This is a genomic window from Geomonas propionica (genome assembly GCF_016458235.1).
Taxonomy (GTDB): Bacteria; Desulfobacterota; Desulfuromonadia; order Geobacterales; family Geobacteraceae; genus Geomonas; species Geomonas propionica.
The window spans coordinates 161337-183781 of sequence record NZ_JAEMHK010000009.1 but is presented as its reverse complement, the minus strand read 5'-3'; the positions used below and the strand labels follow the sequence as shown (position 1 = coordinate 183781).

The window sequence follows — 22445 nt, the reverse complement described above, 5'->3', positions numbered from 1 at the left end:
CGAGCGGAGGGCGGTCACCAGCTCCCGAAGTGGCCCGGGCTCTGCACCCAGTTCTTGCCCTGGGGGCCTGCGCCCGGACGCCACTTGTCGCCGGATCCGGTGTAGGGGTTGTAGGCGTCGGGGTTGGCCGGGTTGAAGCCCTTGAACTCGTTGGCGCCCAGCTGGGTGTGGTAGCTGTGCCTTTCGATGTCGTCGTAGCTGAACTTCGCGTTGCCGACGGTGCTGTTGCCATGGCAGGCGACACCGTTGTTGGTGCCGAAGCAGGTTTGCTTCACGCTGTAGGCGGGAGCCGCGCTGCCGTCCAGCGGACGGGCGATCTCCTGGCCCTGCCAGTCTTTAAGGATGATGTTGGTGTGGTCGCCGGTAGCGGCCAGCGCCGACCCTGCCGCGAGCCCTAACAGGACTGCGGAGGATATGGCGGCCGACTTGACGACCTTTTTCCTCGAGTGGTGCATTGGTAGCCTCCTTGAAAGATCTTTGCCATTGCAAGTCGCACAGCACGGGCGACCGATAGCAAGCACGCCGGGTTCCCCGGTGGGGGAACCGGGGTGCGGTGCGTGACTTCCGCGGGAACGGTAGAGAGCCGAACCTGTTGACCGGGTGCATAGCAGGAAGCGTACCCATGTTCTGGGGTGTTGGCATTATGCGGGTGAAGCGAGTTAAAACGGGAGGTTGCAAAAAGAAATGGTGTCGGGCGGGGTGAGGCTTTAGGGTCGGTGGTCTGAAAAACTGGGGCAAACACCCCACCGTCGCGGACAAGGGTGGGGTATTTGCCCTAGGAAGGTGGTCGTTCTATTTCCACTGCTCCAGGTCGATGAGGCCCAGGCGCGCGGCGTAGCGCACCAGCTCGATGCGGCTGTGCACGTCCAGCTTCTTCATCAGGTTGGTGCGGTGGTTCTCCACGGTCTTCGCGCTCACCTGGAGCTGTTCGGCGATGCTGCGGGAGGAGCCCCCCTCGGCCACCAGGCGCATCACCTGCTGCTCCCGGGCGGAGAGAAGCGCGTAGCGGGCGTCCTGCACGGCGCCGTCCTTTCCCTGCCCGGAGAGGTGCCGGATCACCATGTCGCCGGAGAGCTGCCCGTCCAGGAAGTGCTCCCCCTGGGAGAGCGCGTCCATGGCCTCGATGAGCCGGTCGCTGGTGGCCTCCTTGACGATGTAGCCGCGCGCGCCGGCCTTGAAGGAGTCGGTGGCGTACTCGAGGTTCTGGTACATGCTGAGCATCAGGATCTTCACCGAGGGAAGCGACTGGACGATCTTCCTGGTCGCCTCGATGCCGCTCATGTCCGGCAGGGAAACGTCCATGGTCATCAGGTCGGGGGCGAGCTCCTGCGCCAGGCGGAGGGCCTCCTCGCCGCTGCCGGCCTCGCCGACCGTTTCGTACTTGGTGCTCCTGGCGATCAGGCTCTTCAGCCCGTCCCGGAACAGCGGATGGTCATCCACGATGATCACACGGCTCTTAGCTGCCATCTCCCCTCCTCATTGCATTGCAGTTAGGCCTGGCGGGTCGAACCCCGCCCCTGGCCGTTATTTCCTCGCCGGCTCGCCTTCGGCGTCGTCCGCGATGGGGATCTCCACGGTGAGCCGGGTCCCCATGCCGGGATTGGAGTGGATCTTGAAGGAGCCGTGCAGCAGGTCCACCCGCTCCGCCATACCCACCAGCCCCAGCCCATCGCAGCGCTTACCCTTGCACGAGGCGGGATCGAAGCCGGCGCCGTTGTCCCGGATGCGCATCCTGACGATCGGGTACGAGGCCACCAGCTGGATCCCCACCTCGGTCGCCCCGGCGTGCTTGACCACGTTGTTGAGCGCCTCCTGCACCACGCGGTACAGGTTGATCTCGGCGTCTTGGGAAAGCCGCACCCCCTCCATGCCGTGGTGGGTGAAATCGACCCTGAGACCGCGGCGGCCGACCAACTGGTCGCAGTCGTTGCGGATCGCCTCGACCAGCCCCAGCCGTTCCAGCGAAGTGGGACGCAGGCCGGCGCTCAGGTGGCGCACGCTCTCCACTCCCCCCTTGAGCATCTGGGAGAGCTGCCCCAGGCGCAGGGCGATGTCCCCGGGCGTCGACGATAGGTCCTGCGCCAACAGGTCCACGGCGATCTTGGCCGCGTTCAGGCGCTGCCCCAGGTCGTCGTGCAGTTCCCGGGAGAGGTGCTTTCTCTCGTCCTCCTGGACGTTGATGAGCCGGTGCGACAGGGCGCGGACCTTTTCCTCTGCCTCCTTGCGCTCGGTGATGTCGCGGGCCACGGCGAGCTTGGTGGGGCGGTCGATGCCCGGCATGCGCACCGGCAGCTCGATGACCGAATACCAGCACTGGGCCAGTTGGTTGAAGTATTCCTTTTGCATGGGACGCTCCGAGATGAAGACATGGTCGGTGGAGCAGTCCTCGCACGGCTCATCCAGGCCGCGGCAGAGCTTGTAGCAGTACTCCTTTTCCATCTCACCGCGCAGGGCCGCCCGCATCTTGCGGTTGGCGTACACCAGGCGGTAGTCGTCGGTGACCACGTAGACCCGGTCCTCCATGGCGTCCAGCAAAAGGCGCAGCGTCTCCTGGGAGGCGTGCATCGCCTCACCGATCAGCTTGCAGTCGGTGCGGTCCAGGAAGGTGCCGAAAATGGCGGGCTCCCCCTGCACCTCGATCAGGCGCGCCTCGACCTCGATCCAGAAGGGGGTGCCGTCCACCTTGGACGAGGGCTGCCCCCAGGAAATCTTCTCGTAGTTGCCGGACAGGAGCTGCTCGTGGACCTTGCGGAACAGGTCGACGCTCTGCCAGTCCGGGTAGACCTTGGCGAACATGTCGCAGCCGATCAGGCTCTCGTGGTCCCGGTAGCCGAAGATCTCGCCAAAGCGCTGGTTCAAGAAGATCGCCCGGTCGTGTTGGATGACATAGATCCCGTCGGAGAGATTGGCGACGATGCTGGCAAAAAGGTCTGTTTTCACGTGGTCCTCTTTCGCTTGCTGCACCCGGGAGACGGAGCGACGGTAGATTACCGCATCCGCGCCTCCCAGGCAACGGAAAACCCCTTTGATCACCGGGGAAAGTGGATACGAAACGGCCCGGAGCATCGCTCCGGGCCGCGGTTGTCGTGAACGGGATTACGGCGTGATGTTTTTTTGCATGTACCCCACCTGGGTGCCGCCCGAATCGTAGCAATAGACCTTGATGGTCTTTTGCGTGGCGGTCGAGTACTTGTGTACCATGACCAGCGGGTCGGTGAAATAGGAGCCGCTTCTCGTGGTGGAAAGACCGTCGCCCCAGTACACCTTGGCCGACGCGGTGCCGGCCGGGAAGGAAGTGACGGTGGCCGTGTCGGTATCGGCGTTCCAGGCGATGCTGATCGGCGGGGGGACCACGGTGACCGTCACCGAGGAGGTGTTCACCTTCCCCTCCTCGTCGCTCACGGTCAGGGTGATGGTCCTGTTGCCCGTGCCGGTGAAGGTCACGCTGGCGCTGCGGGTGCCGTTGCCGGTGATGGCGCTGCCGTCCGAGGCGGCCCACTGGTAGGTCACGGTGCCGACCAGGGTTTCACCGCTGTCGTACTTGCCGTTGGCGTTGGCGTCCAGGTACTGGCCGGGGGGGCAGGTGAGCTGCACCTTGCTCCCGGTCACCACTTGGATGCCCAGGATGGTGGCATCGGCGTCGGCCACCGGGTCGATGACCGCTTTGGGATCCACCTCCATGCCGAACAGGGTCGGATCCTGCGGGGCGTTCAGCGCCGTCACGCGGGCGGCGTCGTACCCCAGAAACTCCCTGCGCTCGGCATCCCTGGTTCTCTTGGGGACGCTGGCCGTATCGGCGAAGGAGAAGCTCTTGCGCACGCCGGTGCGATCCCAGTAGAGCGCCTTGGTGAGGAGGTCCGAGCTGTTGTTGTACTGCACGGTAAGCGGGGTCTCCGTGTTGTCCGGGCGCTTCCCCTTGCCCAGCATGTTGATGGTGCCGTTGAAGATGCCTCCGGCGGCACCGTGGCAGTCGGAGCAGCCGTACACCTTCTTGCCGGCCCCGTCTACCCTATGCCTCCCCAGGGCGTAGCTGCCGACCTGGGCGATGTTGTGCATGAGCAGATAAGGCTCCGACTCGAGAACCAACTGGGGCACCAGGCCGGCGTCCTTTCCGGTCACCTTCGCCTTGTACGCCTCGATCTCCGCAGGGCGGCTGAACACCACGCCCCCCTCGGCGTTCTTCAGGGATTGGGCATCGAACACCGTGGAACCGGCAAGGCCGGTGGGGATCCGGTTGTTTTCCGCGTTCACCCCGTAGCTGAAGTTGTCCTTCACGTTCCTCTGGAAGAAGGGATCTGCCGAGACCACCTTGCCGTTGTTGCTCATCCCCGTGGTGAAGCCGTCGCCGTTGGCGTCCGTGGTGCCGATGTTGTTCCAGTAGATGCCGGTGACGTAGTTGAACGGGTAGATCAGCCGGCGCCAGAGCGGGTTGGGGGTTCCGTCCGGCAACAGCTTCACCGGGGTGGTCTCCTTCCAGCTGAAGGCGATGTCGACGTCGATGCTGCCATTTTCCTGATCCAGCGGGTTGCCGACCATGTTGAAGAACTGGCTGCCGGTGCTGAAGTCCACCGAACGCCCTGCCGCGTACCTCTTTCTGACATGGCACGAGGTGCAGGCGATGACGTCGAGGTGGTTGCCGGTGAATTCCACCTCCGCGCCCTGGCTGTCGATGCGCCGCGCCTTGGGCACGACGTTGATCATGAGCCCGGCGTTCTTGTGTGCGTAGTTGGGGTTGGGAGCGCCCAGGATGTCGATGTCCTTCACCCCGTCGCCGTTCAGGTCGCCGGCCAGCACGTGGCAGTCGTAGCAGAACTTCACCGTGCCGCCGAACTCGTCGGAACCGGTGCTCATCGGGTCGTACCCCTTGCCAGGGCTGTGCATGTAGTTGGGGTCCGTGGGCTTCCAGGCCTGGTACTTGCCGGTCTGGGTGTGGCACCCGGCGCACTCCAGGGTGAGATGAACCTCGTCCTTGCTCCAGATGTCGCCGCGCTTCACCAGGTCGCTCAGGTAGCGGGGGGGCTTCACGTTGCCCGGGGCGGCCGGATTGTCCGAGGGGACCGCATCGTAGGAATAAAAGCGCGATTTCCAGTCCACGTAGGGCTGGTTCTTCACCGCTGTCGGCATGTGGCAGTGGACGCAGTTTTCCGCCCGGGGCGAGCGGGTGATCCTGTCGGTGAACGAGGAATCGAGGTACAGGGTGCCGTCGCTGCCCACCTTGAGCATGGAGGCGTCATAGCTCATATTGAACCCCTCACCGCCGGCGGGGTCCACCGTGGCGATGCCCGAGCCGACGGTGCCGGCGTTGTACAGGCGCTGGTAGCGGACGATCTCCTGGTTGCGCGCGAGGTGGTCGTACCCCTGCAAGTGGCACATGAGGCAGTCCATCTGCATGGTCCCGTTCATCCCCCAGGAGGCCCAGTCGACCGTCTTCAGCGTCCCCTCGTCGTTGACGAAGAAGTCCCACGGGTTGAGCGGCACGCGGCGCGGGTAGTAGGGGCTGCTAAGCGGCAGCGGGAAGATGTAGTCGTTGGCGATGGACTGGTTGCGCTGTTCGTTGTCGAGGTTGCTGTGGATCCCCCCCGCACCGCGGTCGCGACCGAAGTAGTCGCTCACCCGCCACGGGAAGGTGAAATTGTAGGGGTTGGAGGTACCGGGTCCCCCGCCGACATGACAGACGCCGCACTCGGTGGTGAACTCGAAGGCTCCCATGTCCAGTTTCTTCAGGATGTCCGCCTCGGTGCCGTAGACGGCGTTCATGTTACCGAGCTGACGGTTGTAAAACGGCGACCATTTGCCGAACTTGCCCGGCCCCGACATCCAGGGTTTTTCCTTGTCGTAGCCGTAGCCGTACTGCGGCCAGGTGAGCTTGTTGAAGGACATGGTGGCGTGGCGGTTCATGTTCTCGTTGGCCACGATGTCGAAGTGGCACAGGTTGCAGCTCGCCTTGGTCCCGAACGGGGGGAGAGCGTTGTAGCGGCCGTTGACGGCCGGCCCGGTCGCGATGATGGGCGCGGCGTTGAAGTAGTCGAGCAGGGGGATGCCGAGCATCGCGGGGTTGAACAGCATGCCGCGCGCGCCGTACTCCCCGGGCTTGGGATGGGCCGCGTGCGCGACCAGCGGCGCGGCGATCAGTGCCAGCGCGAGTAACAGACCTGCAGCAGTTCCTACAATTTTGCTCATACGACCCCCTCTTGGTTGGGCGGTCAAGGCCGCCACGTGGTGTACGGTGCTCGGGGCCTCGCGGAAGTGCTGCAAGATCCGCGATTTCCTGTGAGCGGTTCAAGGCCGTTACAGGAAAAGCCCGGAGGGGGTACCTCCGGGCTAAATTGCATCAAAATTACAGTGTTTCAGTTACCCATTACGGCAGGATGGTTGCCTGCTGGTAGCCGATCTGGACGCCAGTTCCGTTGTAGCAGTAGAACTTGATGGTCTTGGCGGTTCCGGTCGAGTACAGGTGCTTCACGGTGAGCGGGTCGGTAACGGCGGTGCCGCTCTTGGTGGTGCTGAAACCGTCGCCCCAGGCGATCTTCACGGAGGCGGTGCCCGTCGGGAAGCTCGAGAAGGTGGCGACATCGGTGGTGCCGTTCCAGCTGATGGTGACCGGAGGTACGATCACGTTGACGGTGGTGCTGGTCTGGCTGACCTTGCCCTCTTCGTCGGTTACCGTGAGGGTGATGGTCTTGGTGCCCAGGGTGGTGAAGTTGACGGTAGCACCGGTCCTGGAGTTGGCACCGGTGACGGCCGTACCGTCGCTGGTGCTCCAGGCGTAGGTAACGGTACCGACGTCGGCGGTGCCGCCGTTTGGTTGCGCCAGAGATGCGGAAAGCGCTACCGTGTCGTTTTGCTTCACCTGCACGCCGAGGTCAACTGCGCTGGCGTCGGCGATGGCGTTGATCTTCGCAACCGGATCGATCCCGATGCCGTAATCGGCAAGTACGGGGGATACCTCCGTCTCGAGGTAGGTTGCGTATGCTGCGCCGGTCATCGGCTGGGCGCCACCGTTGACGGTGCCGTCAGCGTTGACCTGGCCAACCTTGTAGTAGATCGCGCCGTCTTCCGCCGGGTAGGCGATTTCGGAGCGGTCGATGGTGGATGCGTAGCTGTAGTCGACGCCGCCCACGTTCACGTCGTGGACGAAATTGACTTCACGCGGCTGGCCGAGCTTGTTGTAGCTCTCGAAGTAGCCGCGCAGGTCGCCTTTGTAGGCCTTGATGCGGACCGGTTCAAGCGGACGCATCATCATGTTGCCCTGGTCGCCGGGGATGCTCAACCCCTGGGCGGTGCCGCGCACCGGCTCGCCCGTTGCCGGGTCGACAATGAGGTTGCCGTTGGCGTCGGTCGCCGGGTAGGTGCTCGGGTCGTAGCTCTTGGTCGCCGGGAGGGCCGGGCCGACCATGTCGAAGCTACCTTTGAAGAACCCTTTGCCCGCCCCGTGGCAGTCGGCGCATGATTTACCCTTGGCGTAGATGTCGGTCGGTTTCACGCCGTGGGTGACCATGAACGGTGCGCCGATCATGGTGAGGGTGGTGTTCATCCAGGATTTGCCGTCGGTGGCGTCCTTGATGGCGGTGCGGTACTGCTTGTAGCCGCGGATCTGATCCGGCTCGGTGAATACGACGGCGCCGCTCCATACGGAAGCGTACTTCCAGTTGTCGTTGGAGAACATGCCGTTCGGGCCGTAGAGGCTTGTGTACGCGCCGTTGGTCGGGTCGGTCATGCCGGCCGGAGTACCGAAGCCGCCAAAGCCCGCGCCGATGACGGAGAGCGGAGCCGGCACGAAGTTGAAGCCGGACTTCAGTTCGCGCATGGCCCACGGGTCGAAGATCGGGAGTTCGAAGCCGGAGGTGTTGTTCTTGTTGGGAACGTCGCCGGTGAAGACGTCGCGGTATCCCTTCAAGGACGGCTTGGTGCTGGCGGTGGGGAGGCCGGTGGCCTCGTCGTCGCCGATCAGCATGCCGCCGGTGACGCCGTCGCCGTTGGCGTCCACGGTGCTCCCCTCGTTGTTGAAGAGGATCGCGCTGATGGGGTTTGTCAGGTACAGCTTGCGACGGAACTGGAAGCGCTGGTCGGCCGGCTTGTTGGCCCAGCTAAGCGTTCCCTCCATGTTGCCGTAAGGCTGCCACGTGACGACCGGTGTCCAGTGCTTCAATTCGCCGCCCATGCCGGTTGCTGCCGCGCCCATGCCGGTCGGGTCTTCGAAGAGGCCGAGCATACCCTTCATCGGGTCGGTGCCGACGATGGCGGGGAAGCGCATGCCGGAGGTGGCGTCGAGCGAGCGTACCGCCATGCTCACCTTGTCGACGTGGCAGACGGTGCAGTCCATGACGTCGAGGTGGTTGCCGCGGCCCAAAATGGTGCCGCCCGGCTTTTGAACGCCATCTACGGCGCCTTTTTCCTGGGTGGTGAAGTTGGACTCCCTGGGGACCCCTTTACCGCCGAAGTCGCCGTGCAGGCCGGGCTTGTCGACGATCTGGGTCAGGTTGGCCAGAAGCCCCGCGTTGGCGTGGGCCAGGTTCGGGTTGGGCGCGCCGTAGGTCTCGATGGGGTTGCCGTTGTAGTCGGTGCCGGTGACGTGGCAGAACTCGCAACGCTTCATGGTGTTACGGGTGTCGTGCTTCTTGATGGCCGCGTCCAGGGTCTGACCTTGCTCAAGTAACGGCTGGCGCTCCTTGATGGGGGGCAGGCCGTCCTGGATGGTGGAGGCCGCATCGAAGCCGCGGGCCGGGTCGCACTGGTTCTTGTCGGTGGAGTTGCCGGTGAAGTGGCAGCCGGCGCAGCCGAAGCTGCCGTGAACGTCCTGGCCGGCCTGCCATGCGTCACCGCGCTTGAACCACTCGGCGCGGGGGAACGGCATGGTGGACTTCTTCAGGGTGTTCTGGTCGACAGGCTTGCCGTCCATGGTGGAGTAGAACAGCGGACCGGTCATGGCCGGGTTGCCGCCGCCGATTTCGCCCTTGGACGCATCCAGGGTGTTGTACCCGGAGGGACCGCTGGCCTGCGGGTAGGCGAGGCCGGCCATCATGAAATTCTGGACGTTATTCCCGGTGAGGACCGGGGAGGCGCCGGACTGCATGAGCGGGGAGTTGATGTCGTAGTTGACCATCTTCTTGCCCAGGGGGCCCACGCCGTTGGCCGGGTCGTACACCATCGGGGCGGAGGAGAGAAAGCCCGTGCTTGTGCCGGTGACGCCGAACATCTCGGGGAAGTTCTTGAGCGTCTTCGAGGCGTGGCACTGGTGGCAGTTGTTCTCGTCCGGCTTGCCCTTGATGTTCTCCGTCACGGCAGCGGTCAGGAAGACGACCTCGTGCGAGGAGTAGCTCGCGAATGCCGGGGGAAGATTTCCAGCGCCGATACGGTAGAAGGCGCTCTTGCCGTTTCTCGGATCGTAACCCATGTAGGTCGGGCTCAGGGAGAACATGTCGAAGAGGCCGGCGCCGGTGGTCGGGGCGGCGGCAAGGGAACCGGCCTGGACCATGACGGAGGTCATCACGTTGTCATAGCCTTTGAGGTGGCAGAAGAGGCAGTCCATCTCCTTGACGTTGGGCATCATGAGTTGGCCGGCCTTGACGGTGTAGGGAGCCCCGCCGTTGTTGTTGGCCATGGTCATGTCTTTGGGCGCCCAGCCGTAGGGAACGATCATCGGGCCGCCGTCGGCAAGGTTTGGGTCGGGAGCGCCGCCCATCCCCATGTAGACCGGGTAGACCCAGGGGGACATGGCGACGAAGGACTTGTCCTTACCGGTGGTGGAGTAGTTCTCCCACACGGTCGCGGTGATCGGGTTGAGGTTCGGTGCCGCGCCCGTGAAGGCCGGGCCCCAGTCGGCGAGGGTCCTGGCCGGCAGGCGGGTGCCCATCCTGTCCTCTTCGTAGAAGACGCCACCCACGTGGCAGGTACCGCACATGGTCGCCTGGTCCCAAAGGGACATCTCGACTTTCGGATACGGGTTGCCGCTGGCGTCATTGCCCCCTTTAAGGAAGTTCTTGAAGCCGTCGACGCCCGGCTGCATGTAGTTGATGTACTGGCCCTGACCGTTCAGCTGATAATCCGCCACCTGGCGGAGAGAAGGCGGTCACCACTTGCCGTTGTGGCCGTGTGACTGTACCCACGGCTTGTTGGCCGCGAGGCCGGTCTGGGTGCCCTTGGGCAGGAGGTCGGCGTCGCCGGTACTGACGAAGAGCCCCCCCTTGGAGTTGTCCATCCACTCGTTGAAACCGAGGGCTGCGTGGTAGGCGTGCTTTGAGAGGTCGTCGTAGCTCTTAGCGAGCTTCGAGTTGCCGGAGGCGGCGTTACCGTGGCAGGCGGTGGTGCCCTGGTCGCCGAAGCAGGTCTGCTTCGGGGAGTACGGCATCCCCTGCTTGGTTACCCTATCGACCATGACCGGGGCTTTCGGGAAGCCCATCTGCTGGGCCACTTCTTCGTAGGTGTACAGCTGGATCGGCGGGTGCGCTGCCATGGCGATGCTTGCGCCCATGGCGACCCCGGCGACTGCCGCTGTGACCGTCAGAAGCGAACTTGTCTTTTTCGTTCTCTTCATGAGTGGTTCCTTTTTGACATTTGGATTATGAACCTTCATTGCAGTTCCTTCGCCCGTCCTTCCTGCGCTTGGGGGAGTGCAGTGGTACGGGATGCAGCGTGCTGCTACAACCAGTTTTAAAGAGAGCCGTCACACCTACAGCAATAGCAATACCAATATATTCAAATCGGAAAATTAAAGTCGCCGGCAACGTCAAATAAGCGGGAGACGACGATCCCGGCGCCGCACAAACGACTTGAATCCCATCGGATATTGCGTTTCGCCGCGAAACGCGTCGCCGGAACAAGCGGGGCCTTGCCGTTGATTCCTCCGTGCACCCCCCCTGCCCCGTCTGGGGTGAACAACCCAGAAGGGGGTGAGGCGGCACGTGACGGGTGGGGCATGCTGCGGGGGCATTTAACCTAGCTGGGGGAAAAGACGCAGGGCCGGGACGTGGCTTGCGGTTGCCGTGGCGCTAAGGGGCCGGAACCACGTCGCGCCCGGAATCCGGCTGAGAAATTGCATATTCAACTTCCAGTATTTTCTTGAACCTACAGGAGGAATCGCAGATGAAAAAATTGTGTCTGGTGCTGGCGGCGCTGCTTCTTGGCGCATGCGCGCATGCCCCCGCGCAGAAGGCCGGGGAGGCAGCCCCGAATAGCGAGAGGAATTTCTCGCCGACGTACGTGAATGAGGTGATCGTGAAAGGGAGGACGACGCGTGAGGAGATCCTCGCCAAGATCGGCACACCCAACTCGATCCAGAGAAGGTCGGTGGGTGTGGCCACCGGCCCGGCCCAGGTCTGGAACTACTGGACCGCGCCGCCGCTGCAAGCCGTGGCGAAGGGAGGACAGCAGCCCGTCACGACGCTGACGGTAAGCTTCGATGACAGCGGCGTGGTGCAGGAGTACAAGGCGGTGGATACCAGCGTGGTCATACAGTAGGGGGACCGCCAACGTTTCAAAGGCCCGCGACTGCTCCCTCAGAAGGGGCGCAGCGCGGGCTTTTTAATTCTGGAGATGGACTTTGCGGCGGGTGCGGCCGCCGGGCCGTAGCTCCTGGGGTTATCGGAGTGGCAGCTCGAGGTGCACGTCCTCGGGTAGCTGGTGCCGTCGTAGCTGGCCACGATCTTGAAGTTGGTGGCGAAGTTGATCAGGTGGGAGTTTTTCTGGTCGCTGGCCCCGGCGGCACGGCTGGTGCCGTGGGGGTCGTGGCAGATGAAGCAGGGCACCCCCTGTTGCACGACATGCACGTCGTGCAGGGCGAGCCCGCTCGCCGGCACCGAGAACGGGGAGGTGGCGGCGAAGAGGCGCTCCTGGGCATGGCAGCGAAAGCACAGCGCGTAGTTTGAGTCGCTGTAACTGCGCGGGTAGGTCTCGGTGTCGTAGCGGGCCAACAGCAGGTAGGGGTAACTGGAGCCGTGGGGACCGTTGGGGCCGGTGCCTCCGGCCTTGACGCTCTGGTCGCTGCCGTGGCAGGCGGTGCAGTAGATGATGCTGGAACTGGTGTAGCCCAGGTCGTTGCGCAGACTCTGCACCGGCGAGACCTTGCCCGGGCCCTCGACCGGGTGGTACGAGGGGTTCTCCAGGGCGAATTTCAGGCGCAGGTTGAGCGAGGGGAGCTGCCGCACGATGGTGCTGCTGGAGAAGTTCTTGTCCGCATGGCACTTGAAGCAGACCTCGTACTCGTAGAGGGCGGTGTCCTTCACCTCCCCCCCCAGGGCTACCCCCCTGACCTTGTCCAGGGCGCCGCTGACCGCCGGGGCCACGGCACCCAACGCCTGCACTGCGTGCGGGTTATGGCAGTCCTCGCACTCCACGTGTTTCTGCATCCCCAGGATGGACTCGGCGGTGTCGTGCACCCCGGTGGTGTCGCGCACGTCGTGCCTGGAGGGGAGCGCGAGCTGCGACTGGATGTCGCTGGCGCCCCCGGTGGCGGAATGACAGGGGAGGCAGTTCATCTCCTCCGGGTACCCCTTCATCAGCCGCTGCGGCATCTTGGCGTTGTGCGGGACGTGGCAGTTCAGGCACCCCTTGAGCGCCCCGAGCAGGCTCGACTTGTGTACCGAGCCCTGCCAGCCGGTCACGTTGTGACAGCTCACGCAGAGCGCGGAGTTGTCGTTGCTCATCACCAGGAACTTGCCGTAGGGGTCGGTGTGGGCATTGTGGCAGGTGGTGCACTGCATGTTCTCGTTAGCATCCAGCTTGAGCTTGTGGTCGATCTCGCTGGGGAGCTTCAGCTGCTTGTTCTTGGTGACCAGGTCGGCCCCGTACTTAAACGAGACCGGGTGGTCGTTGGTGAGATCGGCGCCGGTCTTCCCCCCGATGTTGCTGGGACTCTCGATCGGTATGGTGGTGAAGCCGCCGGCCATGGGGATGCTGACGTCGTTGATCAACGCGCCCACGGCGATGGTGCCGTCGTGGCAGGAAAGGCACAGCCGGGAGGAGCCGGTGGGCTGCCCCGGTTGCGCGAAACGCGTGGTGGAACTGTAGGTGCTGTAGACGGTGGTCGCCATGGGGCGGCTCCAGAGCGGGGTGACGCTGCTGGCATGGTGCGGTGTGTGGCAGAAGATGCAGACCTGGGTCTCGCTGTCCGTCTTGATCGGCCCGGGGCCGCTCTTGGACAGGTTGTGCTTGGTGGTCAGAATCCCTTCTCCGGTGGCCGCTGCCGCCGTGGTGGCGGACAGGGCGAGAAAGGCCAGCAATATGGCGCTGCGGGTGGTTTTGTCAAAGCCCATCGTCGTTCCCCTGCCGGCCCTAGTCGAGCCAGATGTACCCGAATAGCTGGATTCTGTTGTTGTAGCTGTCAGCGACGAAAATGTTGTCGTCCTTGTCGATGGCGATACCGGAGGGCATCCAGAACTCCCCCTTGCCGTTGCCGGTCGAACCGAAGGAGATCAGCAGTTTCCCTTCCTGGTTGAACACCTGCACCCGGTCGTACTGGGCGTCGCAGACGTAGACGTGCCCCTCGCTGTTGACCGCGACCCCCTTGGGTTTGCCGAAGTACCCGGGGGTGTCGCCGGCCTGGCCGAACTCCCTGAGGTAGGCGCCGTCCCGGGTGAAGACCTGGATGCGCGCGTTGAGCGGGTCGGTGACGTAGATCCTCCCTTTGAGGTCCACGGCCAGGTCGGTGGGCAGGTTGAACTCCCCGCGCCCCTTGCCCGGCCTGCCGAAGCGAAAGACCTCCTTGCCCTGACCGTCGAAGGCGAGCACCTGCCCCGCCAGGGTGTCGGTAACGTAGATCATCTGGTTGAGCGGGTTGAACACGATCCCGGTCGGTCGCTGCAACCCGGTGACGAACGGGGTTACCCGCCGCTCACCCAGGTTGAAGCGGTACACCGCACCGGCGGCGGAATCGGTGACGAAGGCGGTGTTGTGCTCGTCCTCGGTGACCCCGATCGGGAGGGTGAACTCCTTGCCCCCCACGAAGTAGTAGCGCTTGAACTCCCGGTCGTAGAGGTGCACCCCCTTTTTCTGGGAGTCGACCACCAGGATGCGCCGCCTGCAGTCGGCGTGGATACCGTAGGGGCGGGCGATGGTATCGGGGTTGTCCCCGGAGATGTCACGCCAAAGCCTCGCCCAGAAGCCGTTGCCGATCTCGAGGTTTTCCGGTGACTTGGCCGCCCCGGTCCAGACGATCCGCGTCGCATGGGGGCGCGGGGGCCAGTTGCGGGTCGCCTCCTGGTCGCGCGCGCCCATGGTGCATCCGGCGGCGCAGAGGGAGCAAAGGGCGAGAAGGCTCAACAGCGATAGGGAAAACGGTGTGCCTGGTCTCAAAACGATCTCCTGAACGAGAGGCTGATGGATTCGCTGGACGTGTTGCCGCCGGCGGAAAAGGTCCACAACGCGCTGGTATTGAGCAGTACGAAGAGCTTGCCGAAGGAGGCCTCCAGGTTAGCCCCGACCGAGGCAGTGTGAAAGATGCTGTCCCCGCTGGTCATGTTGGCGTAGTTGGCCTTGAACTTGCCGGCTATGCGCCCGAAGTTGCGGCGGTAGGTGCTCTGCAGGGAGAGGCTGTTGGCCCAGTACTGGTCGTCCCTGCTGTTGGAGCTCTGCAGCGTGAAGCGGTCGTTGGCGTTTAAAGAGACATCCCCGCCTGCATACGGGGTGGAGGTCCCCCAGGAGCCGGTCAGGTAATACTGGTTCTGGGCGTAGTCCTTGTCGTAGCCGAGCTCCGCGGAGAGGTTGTGGGGGGCGAGGTTTGCCGTAGCGCCCAGGTCAAAATGCCTGGTGCCGCTGGTGGTGAGGGAGGTGGCCTGCCCCTTGACGAGCCTCTGCTCGCTTTGGGTGGCGTTGGTGTAGATGCGGTACTTGCCGGCAAAGAGGTTCACCGCTGCGTTGGCGCTGTGGTTGGTCCCGACGGTGACGATGTTGGGGTCCTGGCTATAGCGGTAGCTGATCAGGACGTCGGTGTCGACGAGGTTATGGTCGGTCAGCTCGATACCCTCCGGGACAATGGTGTAGAAGGAGGGGGGATAGGGAAGCTGGGACTGCGCCCCCACCACGGTGATGGTTTCCGGCTGGAAGCTCGGCTGGTTCAGCCTGATGCGCCCCGGCGTCACGACGGGGACGCCGTGGCGTTCCTCGGAAACGAAGATGGAGCTGACCCCGCCGGTGTGTTCGTTGCGGTTCATCGTGTAGCCGTAACCGACGGTCGTGTCGCTGGCGCTCGGGAGCCTCTTGTGGTAGCCAAGGGTGAGGGTGCCGGAGATGAAGGTGTTCTGGCCCTCGTCGTAGCGGTCCCGGGCAGCCGAGGCGCTGAGCGCGGTCCTCAGGCTCCCCATGAGTTTGTGGGTGAGGGAGCCTGATACCCCCTGGCTCTGCGACTTCTGCTCGAGGGAGCTGCTCTTGGATGAGAAGTAGGTGGCGTCCGCCTGGAGCACCTTGCCGAACTCCCAGCCCAGGCCGCTGTTCAGGGTCTGGGTGGTGATGACGCTGGTGCCGGCATTTTGGTGGTAGCCGTAGGTGAGCGAGAAGTTACGCGCGAGGTTTTGCGCCGAGCGCCAGGAGTTGTGGTAGCCACAGTTCGCCGTGCCCGACGAACTGTGGCTGGAACTGTCGTTGCCGATGGCCTCGGAATCGCTCTCGGAGAGGTTGACCGACGCGCTCATCATGCCGAGGAGCCCGAGGCTGGGGCGGGTGTTCAGGTTGAAACTGTGGCTCTTTTGGGTGATGTCCCGCCCCTGGCCGGAGGTGGTCTGCGACTGTTGCGAAAGGCTCAGCTCTGACGGCACGAACTGGTTCTGAACCGTAAAGACGGTCAAGAGATCGTCGTGCTCACTCTCGTAGTCGGGCGAGAAGGGGAGCGACACGGTCTCGCGAGCGGAACTCGCCGCGATGGATACCGGATAGGGGGTCGACGGCAGCAGGTACGCGTTCAGGTTGTAGCGCAGGCGCAGCTGCGAAGAGCGGGCGGTAGTACCCCGGGCCTCCTCCTTCTTTTGCACCCCCTCGACGTCGAGCAGGGCCCTCCCTTTCCACAACAGCGGGTTCACCACGAAGTAGTCGAACTGGACGCCGTAGTCCTCGGTATAGTTCTGATCCACCACGGTGCTGTTGGCGGCGGAGGAATCCTTGGAGTGCTGCAGGGAGTAGGTCGCCCCGACGGACTGTCCGAAGTCCCTGACTCCCAAAAGGGAAAAGGCCTCCCCTTGCCCCGGGCGACAGCAAAGAAGCAGACACAAGGTTCCGAAAAGGCGAGGTACGAGCCGGCGAATCAGCAGAATCCTCCAGTTATTGCATTGCACGTGGTAGATGCCGCCCCCCGTCCTAGTCTACTTCAGGAAATACTTGCTGGTTCCGGAATGCGGGTCATGACAGTCGACGCAGACGACCCCGCTCTTCGTGATCCTGTCGTGCATGCCGGCCGCCGCGCGCCGCTCCGAGTGGCACCGGTCGCAAAGCGATGCCGGCGGCCTGGCCAGAAGAGACGGATAGCTCGCCTCGTGCGGCAGGTGACACCCCAGACATTCCCCCTCGGCGGCGGGGCCGTGGGCGAAGCGGTGCTTGAGGATCTTCGGGTGACACATGAAGCAAAGCTCGTTGGGGGGCTTCAAAAGCCCGCTCACCGAGGTCTTATCCGACTGGTGACAGCCGTTGCAGCGCTTCTCGGCATAGGGAGGGTGGCTGCTGCCTTGCAACTTCTGCTCGACCGCCTCGCTCTTTCGCGGCGGCTCCGCCGCCTTCTTGCGCACCTGCTCGTCCAGCTCCGCGCAGTACTGCTCCTGGGGGGGGAAACTGGGGACTTCGTCGAAGAAAGTCACCAGGAACCTGTGGGTGGCCGCCGGCCCGCATCCGGAAAGGAGCACGAGCGCCGCCAAAAGCCACAGTACCTGTCGCGCCGCAATCCCCATCGGCACTCCTACTGCGCCGCGCGCGGCGCTGCCGGGGCCTGAATCGCCGTGCCCGGTCCGGCGCCCTTATCCTTCCCTTCCTGGGCGGCCTTGGCCTCCTTCTCCTTGGCCTCTTGGGCGGCCTTCGCCTTCAGTATCGCCTCCTCGGCCTTCTTGATCTCATCCTGCCGCACTTTCACCATCCCCTCGTAGTCGACCCCTTTTTTCTTGCCGAACCCGTAGACGCTGATCTTGCTGGTCCCGAACTGGCTCACCGCGAAGAGCACCTGCTCCAGGACGAAGTCGGGGTCCGCGAACTGCTGGTAGTAGGGGAGGTCATCCTTGGAGATGGCGATCCCCGAGGGGACGTTGAGGCTCCCTGGGGTCCCCGGCGCGCCGAAACCCATGAGGAGTTGGAACTGGTCGGTCAGAAGCCTCACATCCTGGCTGGCCGCGTCCACGATGTACATGATGCCGTTGTCATCGAAGGTGATCGCCCGTGGCCGGTTGAACTCGGACAACGCGGTCCCCAGCTTGCCGAAGGCCCGCTGCGGGTGCCCGTCGCGGTCGAAATGCAGGATGCGGCCGTCCAGGTTGGTCACGTAGACGTCGCCGGTCTTGGTCACCCCGAGTCCCAGCGGCGTGAACAGCTTGCCCCGTTCCTCCCCTTCCTGGCCGAAGCTGCGCACGGGCGCCGAGGTCTTCCGGTCGTAGACGCGCACGAGCCCCTGTCCGGAGTCGAGGACGTAGAGGTAGAGATCGTCGCTGGCCAGCGACACCGGCTTCATGTTCTCGTCGGCGCCTATCTTGGCGAGGAAGGCGCCGTCCGGGCCGTACTTCATGACGCACTTGCGGGCGCTGTCGGCCACGAAGATGAAGCCGTCGGCGTCGACCGTGACGGTGAGGGGCTTGGTGAGCTGCCCCGGCCCCTTGTTGCCGGAAAGCACCGAGACCTTCTTGCGCGGCAGATCGAGGATGACGACCTGGGCCTGGATGGTGTCGCAGAGGTAGATGACCCCTTTATGCACCGCTATCCCGTAAGGCTTAAGGATCGGGATGGTCCGTTCCTCCTCCTGGCCCAGATCGATGAGCGAGATCGACTTCTTGCCCACCACGTCCGTGGAGTCGGTGACCTTCTTCAGGTACTGGATCCTGGGAGCGTCGGGAGGAGGGGGCCAGAACTGCTTCACGTTTTTCTCCCCGGAAGCGCAACCGGCGACCAGGGAGAGAGCAAACGCGGCGACAGCAAATCGTGGTGCTATTTCCTTCAACATAGAGCGCTCCTTATACCGTGGCGGGAAGACCATTACGAAGAGACAATTAAAACATGCGCATACATATAACAAATACGATGGAATGGGAAGCAAAAAACCACTCGGCGCGCGGCGCCGGGAGGCCCCATGGCGGCAATTCCCCCCCTTTCCGAAAAAAGGGGCCGCCACTAGGTGGCGGCCCCTCTCCGAAGGTCACAAGGACTTCACGGAGTGTTACTGGGTCAGCGGCACGGTGCCGTTGGACTTGTCGTGGCAGGTGAGGCAGAAGGCGGAGTTCACCTGTGCACCGTAGAGCAGGTAGCCGCGCATGTTGGTCAGCGGGGCGGTGTTGCCGACGGCCTTGCCGTTGTGGACATCGTGGCAGGAGGCGCAGGTCACGAAGTCTTTGACTTCCGGCAGCATGGGATCGGTGTACAGGACGCTCTGGATGCTCTTGGTGGTCGCCTGGCTGTTGCTGGAGTCCCTGAACTTGGTCCCGGTCGGCATCAGCTCGTAGTCGGTGACGTTGTCGGCGGTGTTCAGGTAGTCGGTGTACTTCATCCCGATCGGGTGGTCGTTGCTAAGCCCCATCCCCTTGGCGATGCCGATGTTCTTGGAGCCACCTTCCGGGCCGCCGAAGGCGTCGCTGGCCGCGATGTTGGCGCTGCCGGTCTGGCCGTAGTAGGAGTCGAGGGCGATGCTGCCGTCATGGCAGGTCAGGCAGAGACGGGACGGTCCGATGAGCGGATCGTAGGCTTTGCCGATGGAATCCGGGCTGAAGGTCTGGCTCTTGTACGGCTCGTACCCAACGGCCTTACCGAGGTCGGTACGGCTCCAGAGGGGAGCGTACACGTAGTACTGGTTGGCCTTTGTTTCATCCGCTGCGGTCAGTGGATCGAGGTTGGTGCCGAGGTTGGTGACTTCGGTCCCGTTCCAGGTCTGGTTGTTCTCGTTGCTATGGTGCGGGGAGTGGCAGAAGGCACAGATTCTGCCGCCCGGGTCTTTGACGCCGTAGGTGCTGCCGGCGCCGCCGAAGCCTGCGTTGCCGCTCAGGTCGTGAACCGAGCCTACGATGCCGGCGCCCTTGGAATCGGCACCGTTTGCGATAGCCGCGCCGAGCGCGAGTCCTGCGATGGCCGCAACAGCCACAAATTGCTTTTTCATTTCCTGTTCCTCCGTTTGTGATGGTAGTGAAAACTCGCTGCTCGGCTCTCTTTACGTGCAACTTCGTTTTTCACTCGATTAAAGACCGTTGCCGCCTCCCCCCAGAGGGGCTCCGGAATTATCAAAACGTAGTCACATGAGCAACCTCTGTGCCAAGCGTTAACATTTCGTCAAGTGATTGAAATCACACGGAGCAGCTGACGGCGCCCCGGAGCGGGTGGGGAATCGGGGTGGGTGAGATGCCCCACATTGGGGGTGCCATGGGGTGAGCGTACGCGGAGGCGGGCAAAAAAAATCCCCCTGGCGCGTGGCGACAGGAGGAAAAAGGATGGGCTCGGGGAGGCTTACCGCCCTACCCCCTGCGCCTTGGCGTTGTCCACCGCCCGCTCGCGATCGTAGGCGAGGGGGAGGTGGCAGCCGGGGGCGCAGCTGCCGCCGGTAGCGGTGAGCTTCAGGCGGGTCTTGATCTGCCACTGGCCGAACCGGGTCCCCTGGGGGTTCATCAACTTGTCGTCCCCGCCGGCGTGGGTTTCGTGGCAGGCGAGGCAGGAGCGCCCCTTGATCCGGTCGGTGACGTGCAGGTAGTGCAGGTTGCGCGCCCCGTTGCGGAACTTGGTGTTCACGGTGGTGTCGGGGTAGCGGAGCAGGTTCTTGTTGTGGCACTTAAGGCAGAGATCGTAGGCTCCTTCGCGGTAGGGGGCGTAAAAAGAAACGGGGTAGTTCCCCAGCAGCAGGCGCCGGTAATCCGAAGCGTGGGGATTGTGACAGCCGTCGCATTTACCCTCCTTGAGAGGGCCGTGCAGCGTCTTTTTCCCCGCCAGTTCCTTGGCGATATCCCGCAGCGGCAGATTCCCCAGGGGTTTTCCCCCATGGCAGCCCAGGCAGATCGCCTTCTGGTCGCCGGCCATGAGTCCCTTGGCGGCGGAGAAGTGGGTCGAGTGGCAGTTGCCGCACCCCTTGGCGTCGGTCAGCGGTTGGTGCACCAGCTTGGCACTGCTCATCTTCTTGCCGATCTCCTTGTGGCAGCGCAGGCAGAGGTCGGGCATCTTCTCCTTCAACAGGGACGGGTGCACCGAGCTGTGCGGATCGTGGCAGGAGGTGCAGGGGGTGTTCTTTACCGGGCCGTGCACCCGGGCCGCCTGTTTCATCCCCTTGGCGAAATCCTCGTGACACTTCAGGCACAGCTCCTTGAGGTCTCCCTTTAAAAGGGCCTTCCCCGCGGATTCGTGCGGGTCATGGCAGGCGGTGCAGGCGCCTTCCGCGACCGGGCCGTGCACGTGCGGCTTCTTGAAGGGGGCCGCGTCGTGGCACCCGAAGCAGAGCTCCTTCTGATTCTCGTCCGCCTGCGTCAGGTGCCTGCCGTTGCCGCCGTGCGGGTTGTGGCAGGAGGTGCACTCACCCTCCTTCACCGGCGCGTGCACCACCTTTTTCTTCCCGAGGGCGTCGTGGCAGGTGGCGCAGAGTGCGCTCCCTTTGGCGACCAGCTCGAAGCTCTTTCCCTTCTGCTGCGGGTGTCCCGGGGTTTTCTCCCGGTGGCAGGAGAGGCAATTGCCCTGGGCGGGTTGGTGCGGGTGCTTGAAGGAGGCGATCTTGGCATGGCAGCCGCCGCTCAGGCAATTCTCGGCGGCCGCCGCGTTGCCGGCGGCGCAGGCAAGGAGCAGGGTCAGCAGTAACAGATACGTTTTCATGGCGGCTTCCTTGGGGCCGGTCCGCTGGCGACGCCGGGGCCGGGCGAGGTCACACATATATTAATAGCTATATAGAAAGTGACGTCTTGTTAACCCATACCGCACCGGAAGTCAATGCGAAAATGGGGTAACCTCCTTATTTCCCCGAAGTTCCCGCCCGGCAAGCGGGCGACCGGGGCTGGTGCCCCAAGGTGGGTCATTTGCCCCAGCCGCCACCGGGGTGGCAGGGGAGCTGGGGGTTTTCCCGCAACCCTTCGGGGTGACGCCACCGGGCCTCCCCGCGCAAAGTATCGCGAAAACTTAATATTTAAATTCGATTCATTCTTGGCTCCGGAATTGCTATAGCAACCGCAGTCCCGGGCGGGAGACCGTCCGCCCCTCCCGGGAACTTCATACCGACAGTTAACGTTGCCAACAAAGGAGACCGTGCAATGAAGAGAATCACCACCACCATCGCATCGACCACCGTAGCGCTTCTCTGCCTCGCCGGCTGCGCCGGCGCCAACAAGGCCGCCGTCCCCTCCCCGGCCCCACAGGCACAGGCGGCCGAGGTGAAGGACGCGGTGCAGCTCGTAAATGGTGTCGCCATCACCCGCGCCGAGGTGGAGCGCGCCACCCGGGTACTGTTATCGCAAAGCGGGCAGCCGCAGCAGCTCCCCCCGCAAGCCATGCAGCAGGCGACCCAGGCGGCCCTGGACCAGCTCACCACGGCCGAGCTCCTCTACCAGGAGGCCGCCAAGACCGAGATCAAGGACCTGGACCAGCAGGTGGAGAAAAAACTCGCCGAGAGCAAGGCGCTCTACCCGAACCCGGACGCCTTCGAGGAGGCGCTCAAGGGGAGCGGGCTCACCGTCGCCGAGATGACCAGGAACGCGCGCAAGAGCATCGTGATCAACAGCTTCATCGAGCAGCGCTTCGCCGCCAAGGCCGAGGTGAGCGAGGCCGACGCGCAGAAGTTCTACCAGGAGAACCAGGCGAAATACTTCACCCGCCCCGAGAACGCCCGGGCCAGCCACATCCTGGTGAAGGTGGACGAAAAGATGAAGCCGGAGGAGAAGGAGAAGGCCAAGCAGAAGGCGGAGGCGCTGTTGCAGCGGGTCAGGGGGGGGGAGGATTTCGCCGCCGTGGCCAAGGCCGAGTCGGGCTGCCCGAGCGCCGCGGTGGGAGGCGACCTGGGGAGCTTCGGCCGCGGCCAGATGGTCCCCCCCTTCGAGAAGGCGGTGTTCGACCTGAAGCCGGGGGAGATCAGCCCGGTGGTGGAGAGCCAGTTCGGCTTCCACATCATCAAGCTGGTCGAAAAGCACGAGGCGGGCAAGGTGAGCTACGACGAGGCCAAGGGTAAGATCTTCGAATACCTGAAGGCGGAGAAGATAAGACAAGCCGTGACGAGCTTCGTGGACGAGTTGAAGAGCAAGGCGAAGATCACCCGGAGTTAACCAAGAAGCGCAAGGGGAAAGCCCCTGCCACCATACCTGTTATTCATTTATGCAGCCAGC

The 22445-nt window shown here is 63.7% G+C and carries 15 protein-coding genes; 2 read left to right on the top strand and 13 right to left on the bottom strand.

The window, feature by feature from the left end:
• Window positions 1-14: 14 nt before the first annotated feature.
• The 6 genes from JFN90_RS13315 to JFN90_RS13290 all read right to left on the bottom strand — a co-directional run bounded on the left by JFN90_RS13315 (window position 15) and on the right by JFN90_RS13290 (window position 10534).
• The gene (locus JFN90_RS13315) at window positions 15-455 is read right to left on the bottom strand and encodes a cytochrome C (RefSeq protein WP_199395602.1); all 441 of its coding nucleotides are present in this window, start codon (window positions 453-455) and stop codon (window positions 15-17) included.
• Window positions 456-792: 337 nt separating this feature from the next.
• Complete coding sequence (locus tag JFN90_RS13310; RefSeq protein WP_199395601.1) at window positions 793-1467, bottom strand: response regulator; 675 nt, start codon at window positions 1465-1467, stop codon at window positions 793-795.
• Window positions 1468-1524: 57 nt separating this feature from the next.
• Window positions 1525-2940 carry a PAS domain-containing sensor histidine kinase gene (locus JFN90_RS13305; protein ID WP_199395600.1) on the bottom strand — a complete coding sequence of 472 codons (1416 nt, stop codon included), beginning with the start codon at window positions 2938-2940 and terminating at the stop codon, window positions 1525-1527.
• Window positions 2941-3096: 156 nt separating this feature from the next.
• A complete protein-coding gene (locus JFN90_RS13300) occupies window positions 3097-6180 on the bottom strand; it encodes a PKD domain-containing protein (RefSeq protein WP_199395599.1) in 3084 nt (1027 codons plus the stop codon).
• Between the two features lie 178 nt (window positions 6181-6358).
• Window positions 6359-10051, bottom strand: a complete 3693-nt coding sequence (locus tag JFN90_RS22545; protein WP_199395598.1) for a PKD domain-containing protein — start codon at window positions 10049-10051, stop codon at window positions 6359-6361.
• Between the two features lie 18 nt (window positions 10052-10069).
• Window positions 10070-10534 (bottom strand): cytochrome C, encoded by a 465-nt coding sequence (locus JFN90_RS13290; protein ID WP_199395597.1) that lies wholly within the window; start codon window positions 10532-10534, stop codon window positions 10070-10072.
• Window positions 10535-11082: 548 nt separating this feature from the next.
• On the opposite strand from JFN90_RS13290, the gene JFN90_RS13285 reads away from it, so the two are divergent.
• Window positions 11083-11457, top strand: a complete 375-nt coding sequence (locus JFN90_RS13285) for a hypothetical protein (RefSeq protein WP_199395596.1) — start codon at window positions 11083-11085, stop codon at window positions 11455-11457.
• A gap of 38 nt (window positions 11458-11495) precedes the next feature.
• Here the strand turns inward: JFN90_RS13285 and JFN90_RS13280 are convergent, their stop codons facing one another.
• The 7 genes from JFN90_RS13280 to JFN90_RS13250 form a co-directional block, all read right to left on the bottom strand.
• Window positions 11496-13250: a cytochrome c3 family protein gene (locus tag JFN90_RS13280; protein WP_199395595.1), complete on the bottom strand. Its 1755-nt coding sequence runs from the start codon at window positions 13248-13250 to the stop codon at window positions 11496-11498.
• 19 nt (window positions 13251-13269) lie between these two features.
• A complete protein-coding gene (locus JFN90_RS13275) occupies window positions 13270-14289 on the bottom strand; it encodes a 6-bladed beta-propeller (RefSeq protein ID WP_236018995.1) in 1020 nt (339 codons plus the stop codon).
• Complete coding sequence (locus JFN90_RS13270) at window positions 14286-16145, bottom strand: hypothetical protein (RefSeq protein ID WP_199395594.1); 1860 nt, start codon at window positions 16143-16145, stop codon at window positions 14286-14288. The genes JFN90_RS13275 and JFN90_RS13270 overlap by 4 nt, the downstream gene beginning before the upstream one ends.
• Window positions 16146-16286: 141 nt before the next feature.
• Window positions 16287-16865, bottom strand: coding sequence for a cytochrome c3 family protein (locus JFN90_RS13265; RefSeq protein WP_199395593.1), 579 nt, complete (start codon window positions 16863-16865; stop codon window positions 16287-16289).
• A gap of 8 nt (window positions 16866-16873) precedes the next feature.
• Entirely contained in the window at window positions 16874-18118 is a 1245-nt protein-coding gene (locus JFN90_RS13260) for an NHL repeat-containing protein (RefSeq protein ID WP_199395592.1), read from the bottom strand.
• 213 nt (window positions 18119-18331) lie between these two features.
• Window positions 18332-19261: a cytochrome c3 family protein gene (locus JFN90_RS13255; RefSeq protein ID WP_199395591.1), complete on the bottom strand. Its 930-nt coding sequence runs from the start codon at window positions 19259-19261 to the stop codon at window positions 18332-18334.
• A 344-nt stretch (window positions 19262-19605) separates the two neighbouring features.
• The gene (locus JFN90_RS13250) at window positions 19606-20949 is read right to left on the bottom strand and encodes a cytochrome c3 family protein (RefSeq protein WP_199395590.1); all 1344 of its coding nucleotides are present in this window, start codon (window positions 20947-20949) and stop codon (window positions 19606-19608) included.
• Between the two features lie 431 nt (window positions 20950-21380).
• On the opposite strand from JFN90_RS13250, the gene JFN90_RS13245 reads away from it, so the two are divergent.
• Window positions 21381-22385, top strand: coding sequence for a peptidylprolyl isomerase (locus tag JFN90_RS13245; RefSeq protein ID WP_199395589.1), 1005 nt, complete (start codon window positions 21381-21383; stop codon window positions 22383-22385).
• The last annotated feature ends 60 nt before the right edge of the window (window positions 22386-22445 follow it).

Bases quoted from the DNA above. Each gene is read 5' to 3' on its own strand.
- JFN90_RS13300 (WP_199395599.1), bottom strand. From the start codon at position 6,180: ATGAGCAAAATTGTAGGAACTGCTGCAGGTCTGTTACTCGCGCTGGCA.
- JFN90_RS13290 (WP_199395597.1), bottom strand. From the start codon at position 10,534: ATGAAGAGAACGAAAAAGACAAGTTCGCTTCTGACGGTCACAGCGGCA.
- JFN90_RS13250 (WP_199395590.1), bottom strand. From the start codon at position 20,949: ATGAAAACGTATCTGTTACTGCTGACCCTGCTCCTTGCCTGCGCCGCC.
- JFN90_RS13280 (WP_199395595.1), bottom strand. From the start codon at position 13,250: ATGGGCTTTGACAAAACCACCCGCAGCGCCATATTGCTGGCCTTTCTC.
- JFN90_RS13265 (WP_199395593.1), bottom strand. From the start codon at position 16,865: ATGGGGATTGCGGCGCGACAGGTACTGTGGCTTTTGGCGGCGCTCGTG.
- JFN90_RS13310 (WP_199395601.1), bottom strand. From the start codon at position 1,467: ATGGCAGCTAAGAGCCGTGTGATCATCGTGGATGACCATCCGCTGTTC.
- JFN90_RS13245 (WP_199395589.1), top strand. From the start codon at position 21,381: ATGAAGAGAATCACCACCACCATCGCATCGACCACCGTAGCGCTTCTC.
- JFN90_RS13255 (WP_199395591.1), bottom strand. From the start codon at position 19,261: ATGAAAAAGCAATTTGTGGCTGTTGCGGCCATCGCAGGACTCGCGCTC.
- JFN90_RS13285 (WP_199395596.1), top strand. From the start codon at position 11,083: ATGAAAAAATTGTGTCTGGTGCTGGCGGCGCTGCTTCTTGGCGCATGC.
- JFN90_RS13260 (WP_199395592.1), bottom strand. From the start codon at position 18,118: ATGTTGAAGGAAATAGCACCACGATTTGCTGTCGCCGCGTTTGCTCTC.
- JFN90_RS13315 (WP_199395602.1), bottom strand. From the start codon at position 455: ATGCACCACTCGAGGAAAAAGGTCGTCAAGTCGGCCGCCATATCCTCC.